The organism is Janthinobacterium sp. SUN026, assembly GCF_030397625.1.
GTDB classification, from domain to species: domain Bacteria; phylum Pseudomonadota; class Gammaproteobacteria; order Burkholderiales; family Burkholderiaceae_D; genus Janthinobacterium; species Janthinobacterium kumbetense.
In genome coordinates this window covers 431,479-448,256 of sequence record NZ_JAPQNU010000003.1, presented here as the reverse complement: position 1 = coordinate 448,256, position 16,778 = coordinate 431,479, and the positions used below count along the sequence as shown (strand labels likewise).

At 61.7% G+C, this 16,778-nt stretch carries 21 protein-coding genes; 13 read left to right on the top strand and 8 right to left on the bottom strand.

From position 1 onward, the window contains the following. Nucleotides 1-50 precede the first annotated feature (50 nt). From OX459_RS16745 to petA, 3 genes are read right to left on the bottom strand one after another with little or no spacing between them, the layout of a single operon-like run. Nucleotides 51-815: a cytochrome c1 gene (locus OX459_RS16745; RefSeq protein WP_099665814.1), complete on the bottom strand. Its 765-nt coding sequence runs from the start codon at nucleotides 813-815 to the stop codon at nucleotides 51-53. A gap of 36 nt (nucleotides 816-851) precedes the next feature. Continuing rightward, nucleotides 852-2,264 carry a cytochrome bc complex cytochrome b subunit gene (locus tag OX459_RS16740; protein ID WP_099668284.1) on the bottom strand — a complete coding sequence of 471 codons (1,413 nt, stop codon included), beginning with the start codon at nucleotides 2,262-2,264 and terminating at the stop codon, nucleotides 852-854. Nucleotides 2,265-2,266: 2 nt separating this feature from the next. Then, complete coding sequence (gene petA / locus OX459_RS16735; protein ID WP_034783594.1) at nucleotides 2,267-2,875, bottom strand: ubiquinol-cytochrome c reductase iron-sulfur subunit; 609 nt, start codon at nucleotides 2,873-2,875, stop codon at nucleotides 2,267-2,269. Between the two features lie 414 nt (nucleotides 2,876-3,289). Here petA and mscL point away from each other — a divergent pair, with 414 nt between their 5' ends. From mscL to OX459_RS16715, 4 genes are read left to right on the top strand one after another with little or no spacing between them, the layout of a single operon-like run. Then, nucleotides 3,290-3,739: a large conductance mechanosensitive channel protein MscL gene (gene mscL, locus OX459_RS16730; protein WP_046681989.1), complete on the top strand. Its 450-nt coding sequence runs from the start codon at nucleotides 3,290-3,292 to the stop codon at nucleotides 3,737-3,739. Nucleotides 3,740-3,778: 39 nt separating this feature from the next. After that, complete coding sequence (locus tag OX459_RS16725) at nucleotides 3,779-4,939, top strand: Do family serine endopeptidase (RefSeq protein ID WP_077398676.1); 1,161 nt, start codon at nucleotides 3,779-3,781, stop codon at nucleotides 4,937-4,939. Nucleotides 4,940-4,960: 21 nt separating this feature from the next. Beyond that, nucleotides 4,961-5,653 carry a DUF2461 domain-containing protein gene (locus OX459_RS16720; RefSeq protein WP_289905865.1) on the top strand — a complete coding sequence of 231 codons (693 nt, stop codon included), beginning with the start codon at nucleotides 4,961-4,963 and terminating at the stop codon, nucleotides 5,651-5,653. Nucleotides 5,654-5,668: 15 nt separating this feature from the next. Beyond that, on the top strand, nucleotides 5,669-6,013 hold the full coding sequence (locus OX459_RS16715) for a cupin domain-containing protein (protein WP_289899575.1): 345 nt from the start codon (nucleotides 5,669-5,671) through the stop codon (nucleotides 6,011-6,013). Nucleotides 6,014-6,027: 14 nt separating this feature from the next. On the opposite strand, the gene OX459_RS16710 is transcribed toward OX459_RS16715, so the two are convergent. The 5 genes from OX459_RS16710 to OX459_RS16690 all read right to left on the bottom strand — a co-directional run bounded on the left by OX459_RS16710 (nucleotide 6,028) and on the right by OX459_RS16690 (nucleotide 9,028). Beyond that, nucleotides 6,028-7,068, bottom strand: coding sequence for an NAD(P)H-dependent glycerol-3-phosphate dehydrogenase (locus OX459_RS16710; RefSeq protein ID WP_289905864.1), 1,041 nt, complete (start codon nucleotides 7,066-7,068; stop codon nucleotides 6,028-6,030). A gap of 68 nt (nucleotides 7,069-7,136) precedes the next feature. Further along, nucleotides 7,137-7,598: an SH3 domain-containing protein gene (locus OX459_RS16705; RefSeq protein WP_099665810.1), complete on the bottom strand. Its 462-nt coding sequence runs from the start codon at nucleotides 7,596-7,598 to the stop codon at nucleotides 7,137-7,139. A gap of 84 nt (nucleotides 7,599-7,682) precedes the next feature. Beyond that, nucleotides 7,683-8,159 (bottom strand): protein-export chaperone SecB, encoded by a 477-nt coding sequence (secB, locus tag OX459_RS16700; protein ID WP_077398684.1) that lies wholly within the window; start codon nucleotides 8,157-8,159, stop codon nucleotides 7,683-7,685. Between the two features lie 160 nt (nucleotides 8,160-8,319). Then, a complete protein-coding gene (grxC, locus tag OX459_RS16695; RefSeq protein WP_070220900.1) occupies nucleotides 8,320-8,586 on the bottom strand; it encodes a glutaredoxin 3 in 267 nt (88 codons plus the stop codon). A 25-nt stretch (nucleotides 8,587-8,611) separates the two neighbouring features. Then, a complete protein-coding gene (locus OX459_RS16690) occupies nucleotides 8,612-9,028 on the bottom strand; it encodes a rhodanese-like domain-containing protein (protein ID WP_289905863.1) in 417 nt (138 codons plus the stop codon). A 106-nt stretch (nucleotides 9,029-9,134) separates the two neighbouring features. Between OX459_RS16690 and gpmA the strand changes: the two genes are divergently transcribed. The 9 genes from gpmA to gspK all read left to right on the top strand — a co-directional run bounded on the left by gpmA (nucleotide 9,135) and on the right by gspK (nucleotide 16,763). Then, nucleotides 9,135-9,881 carry a 2,3-diphosphoglycerate-dependent phosphoglycerate mutase gene (gene gpmA, locus OX459_RS16685; protein WP_035823826.1) on the top strand — a complete coding sequence of 249 codons (747 nt, stop codon included), beginning with the start codon at nucleotides 9,135-9,137 and terminating at the stop codon, nucleotides 9,879-9,881. A 76-nt stretch (nucleotides 9,882-9,957) separates the two neighbouring features. Then, nucleotides 9,958-11,421: a peptidoglycan DD-metalloendopeptidase family protein gene (locus tag OX459_RS16680; RefSeq protein WP_289906100.1), complete on the top strand. Its 1,464-nt coding sequence runs from the start codon at nucleotides 9,958-9,960 to the stop codon at nucleotides 11,419-11,421. 51 nt (nucleotides 11,422-11,472) lie between these two features. Beyond that, the gene (locus tag OX459_RS16675) at nucleotides 11,473-12,966 is read left to right on the top strand and encodes a S41 family peptidase (protein ID WP_289905862.1); all 1,494 of its coding nucleotides are present in this window, start codon (nucleotides 11,473-11,475) and stop codon (nucleotides 12,964-12,966) included. Between the two features lie 8 nt (nucleotides 12,967-12,974). Beyond that, on the top strand, nucleotides 12,975-13,736 hold the full coding sequence (moeB, locus tag OX459_RS16670; RefSeq protein WP_289905861.1) for a molybdopterin-synthase adenylyltransferase MoeB: 762 nt from the start codon (nucleotides 12,975-12,977) through the stop codon (nucleotides 13,734-13,736). A 93-nt stretch (nucleotides 13,737-13,829) separates the two neighbouring features. Then, nucleotides 13,830-14,282, top strand: coding sequence for a type II secretion system major pseudopilin GspG (gene gspG / locus OX459_RS16665; protein ID WP_035823835.1), 453 nt, complete (start codon nucleotides 13,830-13,832; stop codon nucleotides 14,280-14,282). A gap of 12 nt (nucleotides 14,283-14,294) precedes the next feature. Further along, nucleotides 14,295-14,789, top strand: a complete 495-nt coding sequence (locus OX459_RS16660; protein WP_051959291.1) for a GspH/FimT family pseudopilin — start codon at nucleotides 14,295-14,297, stop codon at nucleotides 14,787-14,789. After that, nucleotides 14,789-15,169, top strand: a complete 381-nt coding sequence (gene gspI, locus OX459_RS16655; RefSeq protein ID WP_240317643.1) for a type II secretion system minor pseudopilin GspI — start codon at nucleotides 14,789-14,791, stop codon at nucleotides 15,167-15,169. Before OX459_RS16660 ends, gspI begins: the two co-directional genes overlap by 1 nt. After that, on the top strand, nucleotides 15,169-15,792 hold the full coding sequence (locus OX459_RS16650; protein ID WP_289905860.1) for a prepilin-type N-terminal cleavage/methylation domain-containing protein: 624 nt from the start codon (nucleotides 15,169-15,171) through the stop codon (nucleotides 15,790-15,792). Before gspI ends, OX459_RS16650 begins: the two co-directional genes overlap by 1 nt. Next, the gene (gspK, locus tag OX459_RS16645; RefSeq protein ID WP_289905859.1) at nucleotides 15,789-16,763 is read left to right on the top strand and encodes a type II secretion system minor pseudopilin GspK; all 975 of its coding nucleotides are present in this window, start codon (nucleotides 15,789-15,791) and stop codon (nucleotides 16,761-16,763) included. Before OX459_RS16650 ends, gspK begins: the two co-directional genes overlap by 4 nt. Nucleotides 16,764-16,778 lie beyond the last annotated feature (15 nt).

The following is a 16,778-nucleotide window of genomic DNA, read 5'->3' as shown; positions in this document are numbered from 1 at the left end:
TGCGGACAACGCAGAAACAGGCATAAACCGGCCTATGGCCGGCGCCTCACTTATTTGACTTCCTTCCAGAACGACGCGTTAAGGCGCCATGCCAGCAGAGCAAAGACCGACAGGAACAGCAGCACCCACACGCCCAGGCGCTTGCGTGTTTGCTGTGCCGGTTCGGCCATCCACTCCATGTAGCCGACCAGGTCGGCTACCGCATTGTCATACTCGATCTTGTTCAACGTACCTGGCTTGACCTGCTCGAAGCCGGCAAATTTGTGGATCTTCTTGCCAGCTTCGTGCGGATCATTCTCTTCCACGAACTTGGCAGACTGGACACCTTGCAATTCCCATAATACATGCGGCATGGCAACATTCGGCACGACCATGTTGTTCCAGCCGGTCGGACGAGTGTCGTCTTTATAGAACGTACGCAGGTAAGTATACAGGTAGTCGCCGCCTGTGCCAGCGGAAGATGATTTCGCGCGCGAAATTACCGACAAATCCGGCGGTACGACGCCAAAGAAGGCCTTGGCGTCCTGCGGTGCCAGGCTCGTCGTCATCAAGTCGCCGACTTTATCGCCGGAGAACAACAGATTCTGCTTGATCTGGTCTTCCGTCAAGCCCAGGTCGCGCAGGCGGTTGTAGCGCATCGACACGGCGGCGTGGCAATTCAGACAATAATTGACGAACAATTTGGCGCCATGTTGCAGCGCTGCCATGTTGGTCTGGCGGTCAGGAGCCTTGTCCAGCGGAAAGCCGCCTTCGCTGGCGAGAGCCATGGCGGGCACGAAGGCCAGGATGGCGAGCAGTTTTTTTGCAATCTTCATATGATGTATGTCCTTTGAGCGTGGCGTGAGAGCGGCTTAGTGCGGGTGAAACGTCACACGCGACGGCACGGTCTTGAACTTGCCCATTGCACTCCACCATGGCATCAACAGGAAGAAGCTGAAGTAAATCAGGGTGCACACTTGCGACACGATGGTCTTCGTATCCGTTGGCGCCTGGGTCCCGAGGTAGCCGAGGATCAGGAACGACAGGCCGAAGATGGCGTACACATATTTGTGCCAGTTCGGACGGTAGCGGATCGATTTCACCGGGGAATGGTCGAGCCATGGCAGGAAGGCCAGGATCACGACGGAACCGCCGAAGAACACCACGCCCCAGAATTTCGCGTCCAGCACCTGCGGCAGCATGCCGATGATGGCGACGATGGCGATGCCGGCGATGGCAGACTTGACCGTCGTCGACAGGCGCGACTTGAGCCAGATGAACACCACGTAGGCAGCCACGACACCCATCAGCACGTACATGAAGTCGGCCGTGGTGGCGCGCAGCACCGAGTAGAACGGTGTGAAGTACCAGGTTGGCGCGATGTGCAGCGGGGTCTTCAGCGAATCGCCTGGCAGGAAATTGTTGTATTCCAGGAAATAACCGCCCATTTCCGGCGCGAAGAAGACGACGGCGCTGAAAATGACGAGGAAGATCGAGACGCCGAACAAATCGTGCACGGTGTAGTACGGATGCGAAGGAATCGAATCGACCGGGTGGCCGTCGGCGCCCAGGTTTTCCTTCACTTCGATGCCGTCCGGATTGCTCGAACCGACTTCGTGCAAAGCGATCAAGTGCGCTGCAACCAGGCCCAGCAGTACCAGCGGAATGGCGATCACGTGGAAGGCGAAGAAGCGGTTCAGGGTCGCGTCGGAAACGACGTAGTCGCCGCGGATCCACAGCGACAGGTCAGGGCCGATCAGCGGGATGGCGCCAAACAGGTTGACGATCACTTGGGCGCCCCAGTACGACATCTGGCCCCATGGCAGCAGGTAGCCGAAGAACGCTTCGGCCATCAGGCACAGGAAGATGGCGAAACCGAACAGCCAGATCAGTTCACGTGGCTTGCGGTACGAGCCGTACAGCAGGCCGCGCGTCATGTGCAGGTAGACGATGATGAAGAAGGCCGAGGCGCCCGTCGAGTGCATGTAGCGCACCAGCCAGCCCCACGGCACTTCGCGCATGATGTACTCGACGGAATTGAAGGCCAGGGCCGCATCCGGTTTGTAGTGCATGGTCAGGAAGATGCCGGTGACGATCTGCAGTACCAGCACCAGCATGGCCAGCGAACCGAAGATGTACCAGAAGTTGAAGTTTTTCGGGGCGTAGTACTTGCCCCATTGGTCGTTCCACAGCTTGGTCAGGGGAAAGCGGTCATCGACCCAGCCCAGCGCTTTTTCGGCGACGGGAGCGTCCGCCGGGAATTTCGTTTCTTTGAAAGCAGCCATGATCAAGCCTCGCCTTTCTCGTCTTTACCTATCAGCAATTTGGTGTCGCTCAGGTACATATGGCGCGGCACTTGCAGGTTGTCCGGCGCCGGCTTGTTCTTGAACACGCGGCCAGCCATGTCGAAGGTGGAGCCGTGGCAAGGGCACAGGAAGCCGCCTTCCCAGTCATCGGGCAGCGACGGTTGCGGGCCGGGGGTAAATTTCGAGGAAGGGGAGCAGCCCAGGTGGGTGCAGATGCCGACGGCGACGAGAATTTCAGGCTTGATGGAACGCGCCTCGTTCATGCAGTATTCGGGCGTGAATTCGGCGGGATTGCGTTGGGAATTGGCATCGGCGACCTTGCCATCGGTTTGCTTGAGCGACGCGATCATTTCCGGCGTGCGCTTCAGGATCCAGACCGGCTTGCCGCGCCATTCGACGGTGCGCATTTCGCCGGGTTGCAAGGTGGTGATGTCTACTTCGACCGGCGCGCCAGCCGCTTTCGCGCGCTCCGACGGCTGGAAGGTGCTTACCAAGGCTCCCGCGGTTGCCAATCCAACTACACTGCCCGCCGCGCACGTGGCGACGAGCAAGCCGCGACGGCCTGAATCGACCTGCTTTTCGTTACTCATGCAAACCCCAATCAGTCAAAATGCGAATCTTTATTATGAGTGGCAGCCGCGAAAAACCCGTCGCCGAAGCTCTTTCCCACTGATTGCCGCAACCCGCATCTTTGTACGGTAAAGTGGCAACATCCCTGCGGAACTTCGGACTATGGCGCAGCCCATGCCAGTTTCTTGTTGATTATCCGGAAGCGAAAAAGCCGCTTCTGGCAACCGCAAATTATAAGTGAAGCAAACAACGAATAAAACAAAAACGTTGCTTGTACCATAATTTATATACTTTTGCAGGAGGTGGCTAGTTCTTTCGAACTAGATGCGCGCGGCTGTGCCGGAATTGGTCTCGCCGGCAACCACAAGTTGGTGTGCCCGGGAATCAATAGTATGATCGGCATGTTTTTTATACATATCCGAAGGAGAAATTTCATGGCAATGATGCAAGAATTTAAAGAATTTGCAATGAAGGGTAACGTCGTCGATCTGGCGGTCGGTGTCATTATCGGTGGTGCCTTCGGCAAGATTGTCGATTCCCTGGTGCAAGACGTGATCATGCCGCCCATCGGCCGCATTTTCGGCGGCCTCGATTTCGCCAATTACTACCTGCCCCTGAATGGCCAGGCGACGACCCTGACCCTGGTGGAAGCGAAAAAGGCGGGCGCCGTGCTGGCCTACGGTAATTTCCTCACCATTTTGCTCAACTTCGTCATTCTGGCTTTCATCATCTTCCAGATGGTGCGCCTGATGAACAAGGCCCGCCGCAGCGAACCGGTCGCGCCGGCACCGGCACCGGCCACGCCGGAAGACATCGTGCTGCTGCGTGAAATCCGCGACTCCCTGCAGAAGAACGGACAGAATAGCAACGATCTGGCAAAATAAGTCGTTCCGGCACCGGCCGGCTGACCTGGGTGGAGTGTTATGCGACGATTCTGGTTATTGTTTGCGCAAACCGTGACGATCGCGTTGGCGCTGTACTTTGTGTACGGCGCGCTGCGCCCGGCCAGCCGGGTACAGCAACTGGGCTCTCCTGCCAAGCCGGTGCCCGTGGTGGAAACGGCGTCCAGCAGCCTGGCGCCCGGTTCCTACCGCGACGCGGCGGCGCGCGCCATGCCCGCCGTCGTCAACATCCTCACCCTGCAAGTACCCAAGCGCGGCGCCCATCCGCTGGCGCGCGATCCCTTCTTCAAACGTTTCTTCGGCGACCGCGACCCGGACGGCGAGGATGACGACGACTTGAAAAACAGCCTCGGTTCGGGCGTTATCGTCAGCCATGAAGGCTATGTGCTGACCAACAACCACGTGGTCGAAGGCGCCGACGAAATCGAAGTGGTGCTCACGGATGGCCGCAAGGCGCCCGCCAAGGTGGTGGGCCTGGATCCGGAAACGGATCTGGCCGTGATCAAGATCAACCTCGACAAGCTGCCCGTCATCGTGCTGGGCCAGTCGGAACTGGCGCGTGTGGGCGATGTGGTGCTGGCCATCGGCAACCCCTTCGGCGTGGGCCAGACGGTGACCATGGGCATCATCTCCGCCCTGGGCCGCAACAATCTGCACATCAACAGCTTTGAAAATTTCATTCAGACGGATGCGGCGATTAACTTCGGTAATTCGGGCGGCGCCCTGGTCGATACGCGCGGCAACTTGATCGGCATCAATACGGCGATCTACTCGCAAAGCGGCGGTTCCGTCGGCATCGGCTTCGCCATTCCCGTCTCGACGGCGAAAACCGTGATGGAAGCCATCATCAAGGATGGCCACGTGGTGCGCGGCTGGATCGGCGTGGAAACGCAGGACATCACGCCCGAGCTGGCGCAAAGCTTCAACTTGCAGCGCAGCAGCGGCGCCATCATCGCCGGCGTGGTGCGCAACGGCCCGGCCGACAAGGCGGGCATCGTGCCCGGCGACATCCTGCTGACGGTGGAAGGCAAGCCCGTCGGCGACACGACGGAAATGCTGAACCTGATCGCCCAACTGCCGCCCGGCGGAAAAGCTAAAATGACGGTGCTGCGCAAGAATCGCGAAGCGGCGCTCGACGTGATGGTGGGCAAGCGCCCCATCCCGAAAGAGCTTTCCAAATAGTTGCTGATCGGAATTTGACACATGCATGTGCGTGATTTGACCCAATTTTTACGTGAACTGAGCGACAACAACAACCGTCCCTGGTTTGTCATGAACAAGCCCCGCTACGACATCCTGCGCGAGGAATTTCTCGCGCTGGTGACGTCGCTGATAGGCGAACTGGGCAAGTTCGATCCGGCCGTGAAGTACTGCAATCCGAAGAAGGCCTTGTTCCGCATCAACCGCGACGTGCGTTTCGCGCACGATAAAAGCCCGTATAAAACGCGCTTTTCGGCCGCCATCGCGCCGAACGACATGCGCCGTCCCAGCAAGGCGGGCGGCCCCACGTATTATCTGCAGATCGATGGGCAAGGCAACTTGCTGTTCGGCGCCGGCGAATACATGCCGCCGCCCGGCCGCTTGAAGGCGCTGCGCGAGCACATGGTCAACGACGCGCCAGGGTTTTCCAAAGTGCTGAAAAATAAGCGTTTGAAAGCCCGTTTCGGCACCATCCAGAACGAGGGCAAGCTGCAGCGCCCGCCCAAGGGCTTCGAGGCGGACGCCGAACATATCGAATTCATCAAGCTGAAGAGCTTTTTTGTCTGGACCGAAATACCGCTGCCCGTGAACGACCCCGAGAAACTGCTGCCGACCCTGGCGGAAGGCTTGAAGGATGCGTGGCCGCTGGTCGAGTGGATGCGCGGCGCGAAAGAGCCGGAGGAAGTCACCGAGTAATTGCGGAAGGAGCACATGATGGCACTGGAACACGCAAGTTCAGGACAGGTGATCGAGGTGCTGCGCAGGGACGGCGACGACCTGTCGCAGTTTTCCGCCATCGCGCTGGCCAAGACGGATGAGCTGGAACTGATCCGCATGTGCATGCCCAAGGGCAAGACCATGCCCGAGCATCATGTGCTCGGTGAAATCACCTTGCTGTGCCTGCAAGGGCAGGTGGCGGTGACGGCGCATGGCGGCGTGCACCTGCTGGGGCCGGGGCAGATGCTGTACCTGCTCGGCGGCCAGGCGCACGCCCTGGAAGCGCGCGAAGACAGTTTATTGTTGCTGACCATACTCATGCACAAGGCGGGACGTTAGGTTTTTTCTGGCGCTCAAGCCGCTTCGGCGCGCGGATCGCGCGACAGCAGCTGCTGCACCATCACGTGCGGCAAATCGCCATCGAACAGCACGCCGGCCACCGCGTTGGTGATCGGCATCTCGACGCCCATGCGGCGCGCCAGTTCGCGCACAGCCTTGGCGCACGGCACGCCTTCGGCCACATGGCCGAGTTCGGCCACGATGGTATCGAGCGCCTTGCCTTGCGCCAGGCCCAAGCCGACGCGGCGGTTGCGCGACAGGTCGCCCGTGCACGTCAGAATCAAGTCGCCCATGCCCGTCAAGCCCATGAACGTTTCCGTCTGGCCACCCAGGGCCGTGCCCAGGCGCGTGATTTCCGCCAGGCCCCGCGTAATCAGCGCGGCGCGCGCATTCAAGCCCAGGCCCAGGCCGTCGGCCACGCCCGTGGCGATCGCCAGCACGTTCTTGACGGCGCCGCCCACTTCCACGCCCACCAGGTCGTCGCTCGCATACACGCGGATGGTGCCGCCATGCAAGGCCGAGACGACGCTGGCGCGCAAGGCCGCGCTGTGCGAGGCGATGGTCAGCGCGCACGGCAAGCCGCGCGCCACTTCCTGCGCGAACGAGGGGCCGGACAGGGCGCCGCCGGGGATATTGTCGCCGAGTACTTCCTGCACGATCTGGTGCGGCAGCAAGCCCGTGCCGCCTTCAAAGCCTTTGCACAGCCACACCAGGTTGCCGATGGCCTTGTCTTTCAATTGCTGCAGCATGGGCCGCAAGCCCGCCACGGGGCAGGCGGCGATCAGGATGCCGTGTTCGCCACCGGCATGCGCGACGGCGGCGTCGAAATCGGCGCTGATGCGCAGTTGCGGCGGCAAGGGGAAGCCGGGCAGATAGCTGTTTTCGCCGCTGGCGGCCATGGCGGCCATGGCGTCGCCGTTGCGGCCCCACAGCAGCACGTCGTGGCGGCCGGCCAGGGCCATGGCCACGGCCGTGCCCCAGGCGCCGGCGCCGAGGATGGTGATCTTGCGGGGGAGCGCCGTGGCGGCGGGAGATGTATCGGGAGAAACTTGCATGCGACCTCAGTCTGGCAGGGGGAGGGGCGCGGCGCGGCTGGCCGCTGCCCGGATGAATCTGGCGGTGCTTACAGGCCCCACACTTCGCTGGTCTTGACGTAGCCGCTCTGGCCATCCTTGTGGCGGACCTTGACCCAGTTGGAGCTCGGCTGCTCGCTCATTTCCAGCAGCACGCCCTTGTCGACGAGGATGATGGGGGAGGCGGTGTCGTCGGGGCTGGCGCGAACCTTGAGGTTCGCGGCGCGCGCCACGACGTTGCGCTTGGCGGACAGGCCCTTGGCTTCCGTCCAGGCCATTTCGCCGCTGGCGTCGCGTACCTTGACCCATTCGCCGTAGCTGAGCACGATTTCCAGCGGCATGCCGCGTGGCGCCACGTACAGCTTGCCGCCCTTGGCGGATGGCGCGTCGTACAGGATCACGGGAGCCGCGCCCACCGTTTTGAAATCGACGGCGTGACTGGCGGCGGTCGCCAGCAGCAGCACGGCGCCGGCCATCCAGCGGAACTTGCTCAAGAGCGCACTTTTCAACATGATATTTTTGAACCTTAACGAAACACGGCGGCCAGGCCGCCGTGTCAGGCCAGCCTTGACGGCTGGCGGGGTCTTGCCTGAAGCTTAGTGCGTCGTCGCGTCGGCTGCCGGGGCAGCTGCTGCGGCGTCAGCAATAGCTTGCAGACGTTGTTGGTAGAACACTTCGAAGTTGATCTCGGCCAAGTGCACTGGCGGGAAGCCGGCACGGGTGATCACGTCGGCGATGTTGGCGCGCAGGTAAGGGTAGATGATGTTCGGGCAGCCGATTCCCAGCAGTGGATCGAGTTGATCAGCAGGAATGTTGCGTGCTTCGAAGATACCGGCTTGCTTGCCTTCAACCAGGAAAGCGACTTTTTCGCCGACTTTGGCGGTGACGGTGATGGTCACGGTGGCTTCGAAGATGCCGTCGGCCAGAGGCGCAGCGCCCACGTCCAGTGCCACTTCGATGGCTGGTGCTTCTTGTTCCAGGAAAATAGCTGGGGAATTTGGTTGTTCCAGCGACATGTCTTTCAGGTAGACGCGTTGGATTTGGAAGACTGGTTGCAGATTTTCGTCAGACATGGAACGCTTTCGTTGTAAAGGACAAGAACGGCACACCGTTCAAATATGGTGCTTGCGGTATTCAAACCGCGCCGGATAGGCGCGGCCAGATCAGGTGCGAGGGCAATTGTATCAAAACAATACGACAAAAAACCAAGCAATTTCTCGAACCCGCTTTATATCAGGCTGCCGTGCCATTTAACAAGGGGTCCAGCTTGCCAGCTTGATCGAGCGCATACAAATCGTCGAATCCGCCCACGTGGGTATCGCCCACATAGATCTGCGGCACCGTGCGGCGGCCCGTGCGTTCCATCATCTTGATGCGCTCTTCCGGGTCGAGGTCGACGCGGATCTTTTGCACGGCGACGCCCTTGGCTTCCAACAGGCGCTCGGCGCGCACGCAATACGGGCACACGGCGGTGCTGTAAACAATAACGGGTACGGTCATGATGATTCCTTCAGTTAAGGCCGGCTTATTTCGCCAGCGACAAGGTTTTCAAGGGCAAACCTTGCTTTTTCCATTCGTCGAGGCCGCCTTCCAGGCTCGTTGCCTCAGCGAAACCGGCTTTGCCCAGCAGGCCGACGGCGGTTGCCGAACGCGAACCTTTCTGGCAAACCACTACAATGGGGCGCGTTTTGAATTTTTCCAGCTCGCCCACGCGTTTTGCCAGTTCCGGCAGCGGAATATTTTTTGCGTCAGACAAGTGGCCCGTGGCGAATTCTTCCGCGTTGCGCACGTCGACGATGACAGTCTTGCCACGGTTGATCAGTTGCGTGACTTCCAGCACGGTCGCGCGCTTGCCGCGCATCGACAGCAGTGGCCAGAGGAGGGCGCCGCCGGAAATAATGACGATGGCAAACAGAAAAATGTGGTCGATAATGAATTTCACGTAGGGTCCAATGGTTTAAGTCAATCCGCGCATTATAAAATAGAAGCTGGACGAGGTCTTTTTACGTTTTGCTTTTTTGATTTGAACCCCTTGAGAAGATAGAACTATGTACAAAATCGTTTTCATGCGTCACGGCGAGTCCACCTGGAACCTCGATAACCGCTTCACCGGCTGGACCGACGTCGATCTGACGGAAAAGGGCGTCAACGAAGCCAGGGCCGCCGGCCAGATCCTCAAGCAGGAAGGTTTTACGTTCGACGTGGCCTACACTTCCGTCCTGAAGCGCGCCATCCGCACCCTGTGGCTGGCGCTCGACGAGATGGACATGATGTATTTGCCGATCAAGAACGACTGGCGCTTGAACGAGCGCCACTACGGCGCCCTGCAAGGCCTGGACAAGGGCGAGACAGCCGCCAAGTATGGCGACGAGCAAGTATTGGTATGGCGCCGCAGCTACGACACCCCGCCGCCGCCGCTGGAAGCGAACGATGACCGCGCCTCGTTCAACGATCCGCGCTATGCCGGCCTGCCGCAAGCGTCGATTCCCCTGACCGAATGCCTGAAAGACACCGTGGCGCGCGTGATGCCGGCCTGGGACGAGGAAATCGCCCCGGCCATCCGCGCCGGCAAGAAAATCATCATTTCGGCCCACGGCAACAGCTTGCGCGCGCTGATCAAGATGCTCGACGGCATCAGCGACAGCGATATCGTCGGCCTGAACATCCCGAACGGCCAGCCGCTCGTGTATGAACTGGACGCCGACCTGAAACCGATCCGTCATTACTACCTGGGCGACCCGGCAGCGATTGCGGCAGCGCAAGCTGCCGTGGCGAACCAAGGGAAGGCCAAGTAACTTGTCGTCTTTCTTCCGCGGCACAGCCATCGCCCCCTCTGCTGAACGACCCCTGCCGGCGTGGCGCGCCGGTGCCATGCTGTGCCTGGCGCTGCTGCTTTCCAGCGGTGCCGCGCAGGGCGCCAAGCCCACCGAACGCAGCAAGCAGAAGGCGGCCGCGGAAGCACAACGTGCTGGATTGCAACAAAAGCTGACGGCGCTCAAGCGCGACATCAGCCGCACGGAAAGCGCCAAGGATGACGCGGCCGATACCCTGGCCGAGTCGGAAGAGGCGATTTCCAACGCCAACCGCGCCTTGCGCGATCTGGCGCAGGAGCAAAGCGAGACGGGCGTGAAACTCAATGCGCTGGGGCAAGAGCACCAGCAATTGACGGCCACCGTCGAAAAACAGAAGACGCAGCTGTCGAAGTTGCTGCGTGAACAATATGTTGCCGGCAACGAAGACCGCATCAAGCTGCTCTTGTCGGGCGATAACCCGAACCGCATCAACCGCGACTTGCAACTGATGGCGTATGTGTCGCAGGCGCAGGCGCGCCTGCTGGAAGCCTTGCGCGCCAACTTGCTTGCCGTGGAGAAAAACCAGGCGGAGGTGCAGAACGCCAAGGATGAGCTGGAAGAAATCGCGCAGGAAGAGCGCGACCAGAAGGCCCTGCTGGTGCAGGAGAAGGCGCGCCGCGCCGCCTTGCTGACGAGCTTGTCGCAGCGCCTGGTGGCGCAGCGCAAGGAAGTGGGCAATGTCGAGCGCGACGAACAGCGCATGGGCAACCTGGTCGACAAACTGGCAAAACTGATCGAAGAGCAGGCCGCCGCCGCCGCGGCCGAAAAGAAACGCCAGCAATTGCTGGCCGAGCAACGCGCCGCCGCCAAAGCGGCCGCCGACGCCAGGATCGCGGCGGAAAAACGCGAACGCCTGCTGGCCGCGCGCGCCAAGGCCGCCCAGGCGCAGGCCGAACGCGAACGTCTTGCGAAAGAACAACAAAACAAATCGGGCAAGATCAAGCCGCAGACGCCGCCACCGCCGCCCGTGAAACTGGAACCGATCGACGACGACGAGCCGCCGCAAGTGGCCAAGGTGACGCCGAAACCGGAACCCAAGCCGGAACCGGAACCGGACCGCCCGAGCCTGGGCCCGGCCGCGCCGGCCGGCGCCTTCGCCAGCATGAAAGGGCAGCTGCGCGCCCCCGTGGCGGGCAAGATCGCCGCCCGCTTCGGCAGCAAGCGCGGTGACGGCCCCAGCTGGAAGGGCGTGTTCATCCGCACGGGCGAAGGCAGCGAAATCCACGCCATCGCCGGCGGCCGGGTCGTGTTTTCCGACTGGCTGCGCGGTTTCGGCAATCTGATCATCGTCGACCACGGCGGCCAGTACATGAGTATTTATGGCAATAACCAGTCGCTGCTGAAACGCGTGGGCGACGCCGTCAAGGGCGGCGAGGCCATTGCCAGCGCGGGCAACAGCGGCGGCAACGAGGAATCGGGGCTATACTTTGAATTGCGTCATCAGGGCCGCGCCTTCGACCCCGCCACCTGGGTGAAGTTTTAATTCAGTTCCCACCATTGCTGCGGCAGCGAATTTGTAGATTGCGAAGAATACATGGGTATCAAAGTCAAAAGTATCGGCCTGATCGGTCTGGGCGTCCTGGCCGGCATCGGCATGTCGCTGCAGTTCCCGGCCGTGGCGCAAAAAATCACGAATGCCCCGCTGCCGCTCGACGAGCTGCGCCAGCTGTCCGACGTCTTCGGCTTGATCAAGTCCGATTACGTCGAGAAGGTGGAAGACAAGAAACTCTTGACTGAAGCCATTTCCGGCATGGTCTCGTCGCTGGACCCGCATTCTGTCTACCTGGATAAAAATGCCTTCAAGGAAATGCGCGAAAGCGTGCAGGGCAAGTTTGTCGGCATCGGCATCGAAGTGAGCATGGAAGACGGCTACGTGAAAGTCGTCTCGCCCATCGAGGACAGCCCTGCCGCCAAGGCCGGCATCCTGGCGGGCGACCTGATCACCCGCCTCGACAATATCCCGCTGAAAGGCTTGCAGCTGGAAGAGGTCATCAAGAAGATGCGCGGCCAGCCGGGCACCAAGCTGGTGCTGACGATGTCGCGCAAGGGCGAAAGCAAGCCGCTGGTCTTCCCCATCGTGCGCGAGGAAATCCGCGTGCAAAGCGTGAAGGCCAAGATGGTCGCGCCCGGCTATGCCTGGCTGCGCATCGCCCAGTTCCAGGAACCGACCGTCGATGACATGGTCAAAAAGATCAACGCGCTGTATGCGCAAGACCCCAAGCTCAAGGGCCTGGTGCTGGACTTGCGCAACGATCCCGGTGGCGTCGTGCCGGGCGCCATCGGCGTGGCGACAGCGTTTCTTCCGGGCAATTCCGTGATCGTTTCCACCAAGGGCCAGTTGCCCGAGTCGAAACAGGTGTTTTACGGCCGCCGCGAATTCTATGCCGCACCGGGCACCAGGGCCGACCCGCTGGCCAAGTTGCCGGCCGCCCTGAAAACCGTGCCGCTGGTGGTGCTGGTCAATGCCGGTTCCGCGTCCGCCTCGGAAATCGTCGCCGGCGCCCTGCAGGATTACCAGCGCGCCACCGTCATCGGCACGCAGACGTTTGGCAAGGGTTCCGTGCAAACCTTGCGCCAGATCACGGCCGACACGGCCGTCAAACTGACGACGGCCCGCTACTACACGCCGAAAGGCCGGGCCATCCAGGCGCGCGGCATCGTGCCCGACCTGCTGGTCGATGAAACGGCCGAAGGCGATGGCTGGAACAGCCTGCGCATCCGCGAGGCGGACCTGGAAAAACACTTGAGCAGCAACGATGGCAAGCCGGAAGCGGCCAAGCCGACCATGGAAGGCATGCAGGATCAGCTGGAAGAAGAGCAGCGCCTGATCGCCACGGCGAAAAAACGCAAGCCGCTCGAATACGGCGCCAAGGACGATTTCCAGCTGCAGCAAGCCTTGAACCACTTCCAGGGCTTGCCGGTGCAGTTGGCCAAGGCCGATGCGAAGGTGGAGAAGATCGGCGCCAAGCCGGAAATCGCTTCCGACATCAAGGCGGACGACAAGAAGATTCCTGTGCAAAAACCGTAGTCGCCGCCATGAACGACAATCAGCTGCTGCGCTATTCGCGCCACATCCTGCTGGACCAGATCGGCATCGAAGGCCAGCAAGCCTTGCTGGACACGCATGTGCTGGTGATCGGCGCGGGCGGACTCGGCTCGCCCGCGGCCATGTACCTGGCCGCCAGCGGCGTCGGCAAGCTGACCCTGGTCGATGACGACACGGTCGATTTGACCAATCTTCAGCGCCAGATCGCCCACACCACGCAGCGCGTGGGCCAGCCGAAAGTGCTGTCGGCGCGCGAAACCTTGACCGGGATCAATCCCGAGATCGATATCGTCGCCTTGCAGGAGCGCCTCGACGGCGCGCGTCTGGCCGAACTGGTCTGCTCCGCCACGGTGGTGCTCGACTGCACCGACAACTTCGCCACGCGCCACGCCGTCAACCGCGCCTGCGTGGCGGCCAGGGTGCCGCTGGTGTCGGGCGCCGTGATCCGTTTCGACGGGCAAGTGAGCGTGTTCGACCCGCGCACGGGCACGCAACCGTGCTATTCCTGCCTGTTTCCGCAGGAACAGCAGTTCACGGACGAGGCGTGCTCGACCATGGGCGTGTTCGCGCCGCTGGTGGGCGTGGTGGGCGCCATGCAGGCGGCCGAGGCCTTGAAGCTGATCATGGGCGTGGGCGAATCCTTGGCCGGCCGGCTGCTGCTGCTCGACGGCTTGCACATGGAATGGAGCAGCATGCGCGTCGCGCGCGACCCCGGCTGCGCCGTTTGCGGCGAAGTGGTCTTGCCGGCCTGACAGCCCCCGCACAAATTTTTCCCTATATGACAGGCTTTGTCATATTTCCGCTTTATACTCTGCACTCATTACTCACCTTCTTCTCTCTTTCTTATGCAAAACGCAGCAAACCATCCGATACGCCAGCGCCGCGCGCGCGGCTTCACTTTGATCGAAATCATGGTCGTGGTGGTGATCATGGGTATCCTCGCGTCGCTGGTGGTGCCCAAGCTGATCGCCCGCACGGGCGAGTCGAAAGTGGCGGCGGCGAAAGTCGATATCGCTACCGTGATGCAAGCCTTGAAACTGTATCGCCTGGATAACCAGCGCTACCCGACCACGGAACAGGGCTTGCAGGCGCTGATCGAGAAACCGACCACGGGACCGGCCGCGAATGGCTGGAAGGCGGGCGGCTACCTGGAAAAGATGCCGAAGGACCCATGGGGCAACCCGTACCAGTTCCTGTCGCCGGGCGTGAAAGGCGAAGTCGACATCATTTCGCTGGGCGCCGACGGCCAGCCTGGCGGTAGCGGCGACGATGCCGATATCGGTTCCTGGGAACTGTAAGTTTTCCATTGCATGCCAGCCATGACCACCGGTCGCGCACCGCCCCGGCCACGCGCCAGCGGCTTCACGCTGATCGAATTGCTGGTGGTGATGGTCATCATCGGCGTGACCCTGGGCCTGGTGTCGCTGAACGCCATGCCGAATGGCCAGCAAGCCTTGCAAAAGGAAGCCGAACGCATCGCCCTGCTGCTGCAGCTGGCGCGCGATGAAGCCATCGTGCGCAGCCGGCAGGTGGCGTTCGAGGCTGACGAAAATCAATACCGTTTCCTGGTCCTCAATGAAAAGCTGTGGCAACCCGTGACGCAGGACGATTTGCTGCGCGAGCGCGCGTTTGCCAACACGCCCATGCTGCTCAGCGTGCAGCCCTCGAACAGCGTGGCCCAGCCGCTGCGCATCATCTTCGGCCGCGAACCGGTCGACAAGCCTTTCGTGCTGACCCTGGCCAGCGGCGAGCGCAGCGTGGCCATCCGCGCCGACGGCATCGGCCACTTCACGGTCGAGCAATGATGCGGCTCCCACGTCATGGCCGCCAGCGCGGCTTCACTTTGCTGGAAGTGCTCGTCGCCCTCGTGATCGTCGGCACGGCCCTGGGCGCGTCCTTGCGCGCCGTCGGCAGCCTGACGCAGAACAGCGACGGCTTGCGCAGCGCCATGATGGCCACCTGGTCGGCGGAAAACCACCTGGTGCGCCTGCGCCTGGCAAAAACCTTTCCGCAGACGGGCAAGCGCACGGTCGACTGCCCGCAGGGCGATTTAAAACTCATCTGCGAGGAAGAAGTGGTGGCGACGCCGAATCCCCGCATCCGGCAAGTGCGCGTCAACGTCTATGACGCGCAATACCCGGCCCGGCGCATCGTGCGCCTGGTCTTGCTTTCCTTTAACGACTGATGCTGCGCCGTCCTGTCCCTGCCGCGGGTTTCACCCTGATCGAGCTGCTCGTGGCGATCGGCATCCTGGCCATGGTCGCCATGCTGGGCTGGCGCGGCCTGGACAGCATCATGCGCTCGCGCGAAGTGCTGACCAGCCAGCTGGAGCAGGCGCGCGGCATGCAGCTGGCGTTTGCCCAGATGCAGAGCGATTGCGACCACCTGGCTGGCGCCGGGCTGAACAACAGCCTGCTGAACGGCCGCATCAATCTGTCGGCGGAAAACGACCGCCTGACCCTGGTGCGCCTGGCTGCCTCGGAGCAGGAGCCGCAACAGTTGCAAGTGGTCACTTACCGGCTGCGCGGCGGCGTGCTGACGCGGCGCGAGTCGAACGGCACGCGCGACCTGGCCGTGCTCGACACCCTGTGGCAGGCGGCGCGCGACGATACCGATACCTCCAGCGCCGACGTGGCCCTGATGCAGGGCGTCGACAGCATGGTCATGCGGGGCTGGAGCAATGGCGCCTGGAACGTGCTGACGGCGGGCGCCACCATCTCCACCCAGGTGCCGGGCCTGGAAGTGACCTTGCAAATGCCGGGCCAGGACGCGGGCCTGTCCAAAGTCTTTTTATTGGGACCGGGATGACGCGCTTCAAGTTCCCCTCGCGCCAGCGCGGCGTGGCCGTCATCACGGCCTTGCTGCTGACGGCGCTGGCCATCACGGTCGTCGCCAGCCTGTTCTGGCAGCAGCAGGTGCAGGTGCGCTCGATGGAAAACCAGCGCTTGCGCCTGCAGACGCAGTGGGCCATGCGCGGCATGGTCGACTTTGCCCGCTTCTGGTTGCGCCAGGACAATCCCATGCTGACGGCGCTTGATGGCGTATGGGCCACGCCCATCGAGGAAGCTCGGCTCGACGATTACGTGGACCGCGAAAAGGTCGACACGGAAAAATTCGACGCCACCGTCTCGGGCCGCGCGCTCGATGCGCAGGCGCGCTTCAATATCACCAACCTGGTCGACGTCACGGGCGCCATCAATCCGAAGCAGGTGCTGGCCTACCAGCGTTTATTGTCCAACATGAAGCTCGACAGCGGTCTGGCGCAAGCGACGGCCGACGCCGTGCTGCGTGCGCGGCCGAAGCCGCGCACCGCCAGCGGCACCGACGGCAAGACGCCCGCTGCCACGCCCGCCACGGGCGGCAGCAGCGAGCCGGTGGCGTTCACGCAAGTCGAGGATTTGCTGGCCGTGCCCGGCTATACGCCGCAAATGATCGAGCAACTACGCGATGTCGTCATCATCTTGCCCGAAATCACGGGGGTCAACGTGAACACGGCGCCGGCCGAGGTGCTGGCGGCCGTGACGATGATGTCGCTGTCCGAGGCCAGCGCCCTGACTTTGAGCAATCCGCGCAAAAAATTTGTTGATTTGGCAAACTTCAAGAATAATATTGATGCGAAGCAAGTGATTGAAGGTATCGAGCTTGACGTGAAGAGCCGCTACTTCCTCACCGTCATCCGCGTGCGGCTGGATCGTGCCGCCCTTGATGCCGTGGCGCTCATCAATCGAAAAACGGATCCGCAGCGCACCACCAGCCTGGTCTGGTTGCGGGAAAATTAACAGCTGAAAGCGAGT

Excerpts from the sequence above, each read along its gene's own strand:
- OX459_RS16745 (WP_099665814.1), bottom strand. The coding sequence starts at position 815 with ATGAAGATTGCAAAAAAACTGCTCGCCATCCTGGCCTTCGTGCCCGCC.
- OX459_RS16740 (WP_099668284.1), bottom strand. The coding sequence starts at position 2,264 with ATGGCTGCTTTCAAAGAAACGAAATTCCCGGCGGACGCTCCCGTCGCC.
- petA (WP_034783594.1), bottom strand. The coding sequence starts at position 2,875 with ATGAGTAACGAAAAGCAGGTCGATTCAGGCCGTCGCGGCTTGCTCGTC.
- mscL (WP_046681989.1), top strand. The coding sequence starts at position 3,290 with ATGGCAATGATGCAAGAATTTAAAGAATTTGCAATGAAGGGTAACGTC.
- OX459_RS16725 (WP_077398676.1), top strand. The coding sequence starts at position 3,779 with ATGCGACGATTCTGGTTATTGTTTGCGCAAACCGTGACGATCGCGTTG.
- OX459_RS16720 (WP_289905865.1), top strand. The coding sequence starts at position 4,961 with ATGCATGTGCGTGATTTGACCCAATTTTTACGTGAACTGAGCGACAAC.
- OX459_RS16715 (WP_289899575.1), top strand. The coding sequence starts at position 5,669 with ATGATGGCACTGGAACACGCAAGTTCAGGACAGGTGATCGAGGTGCTG.
- OX459_RS16710 (WP_289905864.1), bottom strand. The coding sequence starts at position 7,068 with ATGCAAGTTTCTCCCGATACATCTCCCGCCGCCACGGCGCTCCCCCGC.
- OX459_RS16705 (WP_099665810.1), bottom strand. The coding sequence starts at position 7,598 with ATGTTGAAAAGTGCGCTCTTGAGCAAGTTCCGCTGGATGGCCGGCGCC.
- secB (WP_077398684.1), bottom strand. The coding sequence starts at position 8,159 with ATGTCTGACGAAAATCTGCAACCAGTCTTCCAAATCCAACGCGTCTAC.
- grxC (WP_070220900.1), bottom strand. The coding sequence starts at position 8,586 with ATGACCGTACCCGTTATTGTTTACAGCACCGCCGTGTGCCCGTATTGC.
- gpmA (WP_035823826.1), top strand. The coding sequence starts at position 9,135 with ATGTACAAAATCGTTTTCATGCGTCACGGCGAGTCCACCTGGAACCTC.
- OX459_RS16680 (WP_289906100.1), top strand. The coding sequence starts at position 9,958 with ATGCTGTGCCTGGCGCTGCTGCTTTCCAGCGGTGCCGCGCAGGGCGCC.
- OX459_RS16675 (WP_289905862.1), top strand. The coding sequence starts at position 11,473 with ATGGGTATCAAAGTCAAAAGTATCGGCCTGATCGGTCTGGGCGTCCTG.
- moeB (WP_289905861.1), top strand. The coding sequence starts at position 12,975 with ATGAACGACAATCAGCTGCTGCGCTATTCGCGCCACATCCTGCTGGAC.
- gspG (WP_035823835.1), top strand. The coding sequence starts at position 13,830 with ATGCAAAACGCAGCAAACCATCCGATACGCCAGCGCCGCGCGCGCGGC.
- OX459_RS16660 (WP_051959291.1), top strand. The coding sequence starts at position 14,295 with ATGCCAGCCATGACCACCGGTCGCGCACCGCCCCGGCCACGCGCCAGC.
- gspI (WP_240317643.1), top strand. The coding sequence starts at position 14,789 with ATGCGGCTCCCACGTCATGGCCGCCAGCGCGGCTTCACTTTGCTGGAA.
- OX459_RS16650 (WP_289905860.1), top strand. The coding sequence starts at position 15,169 with ATGCTGCGCCGTCCTGTCCCTGCCGCGGGTTTCACCCTGATCGAGCTG.
- gspK (WP_289905859.1), top strand. The coding sequence starts at position 15,789 with ATGACGCGCTTCAAGTTCCCCTCGCGCCAGCGCGGCGTGGCCGTCATC.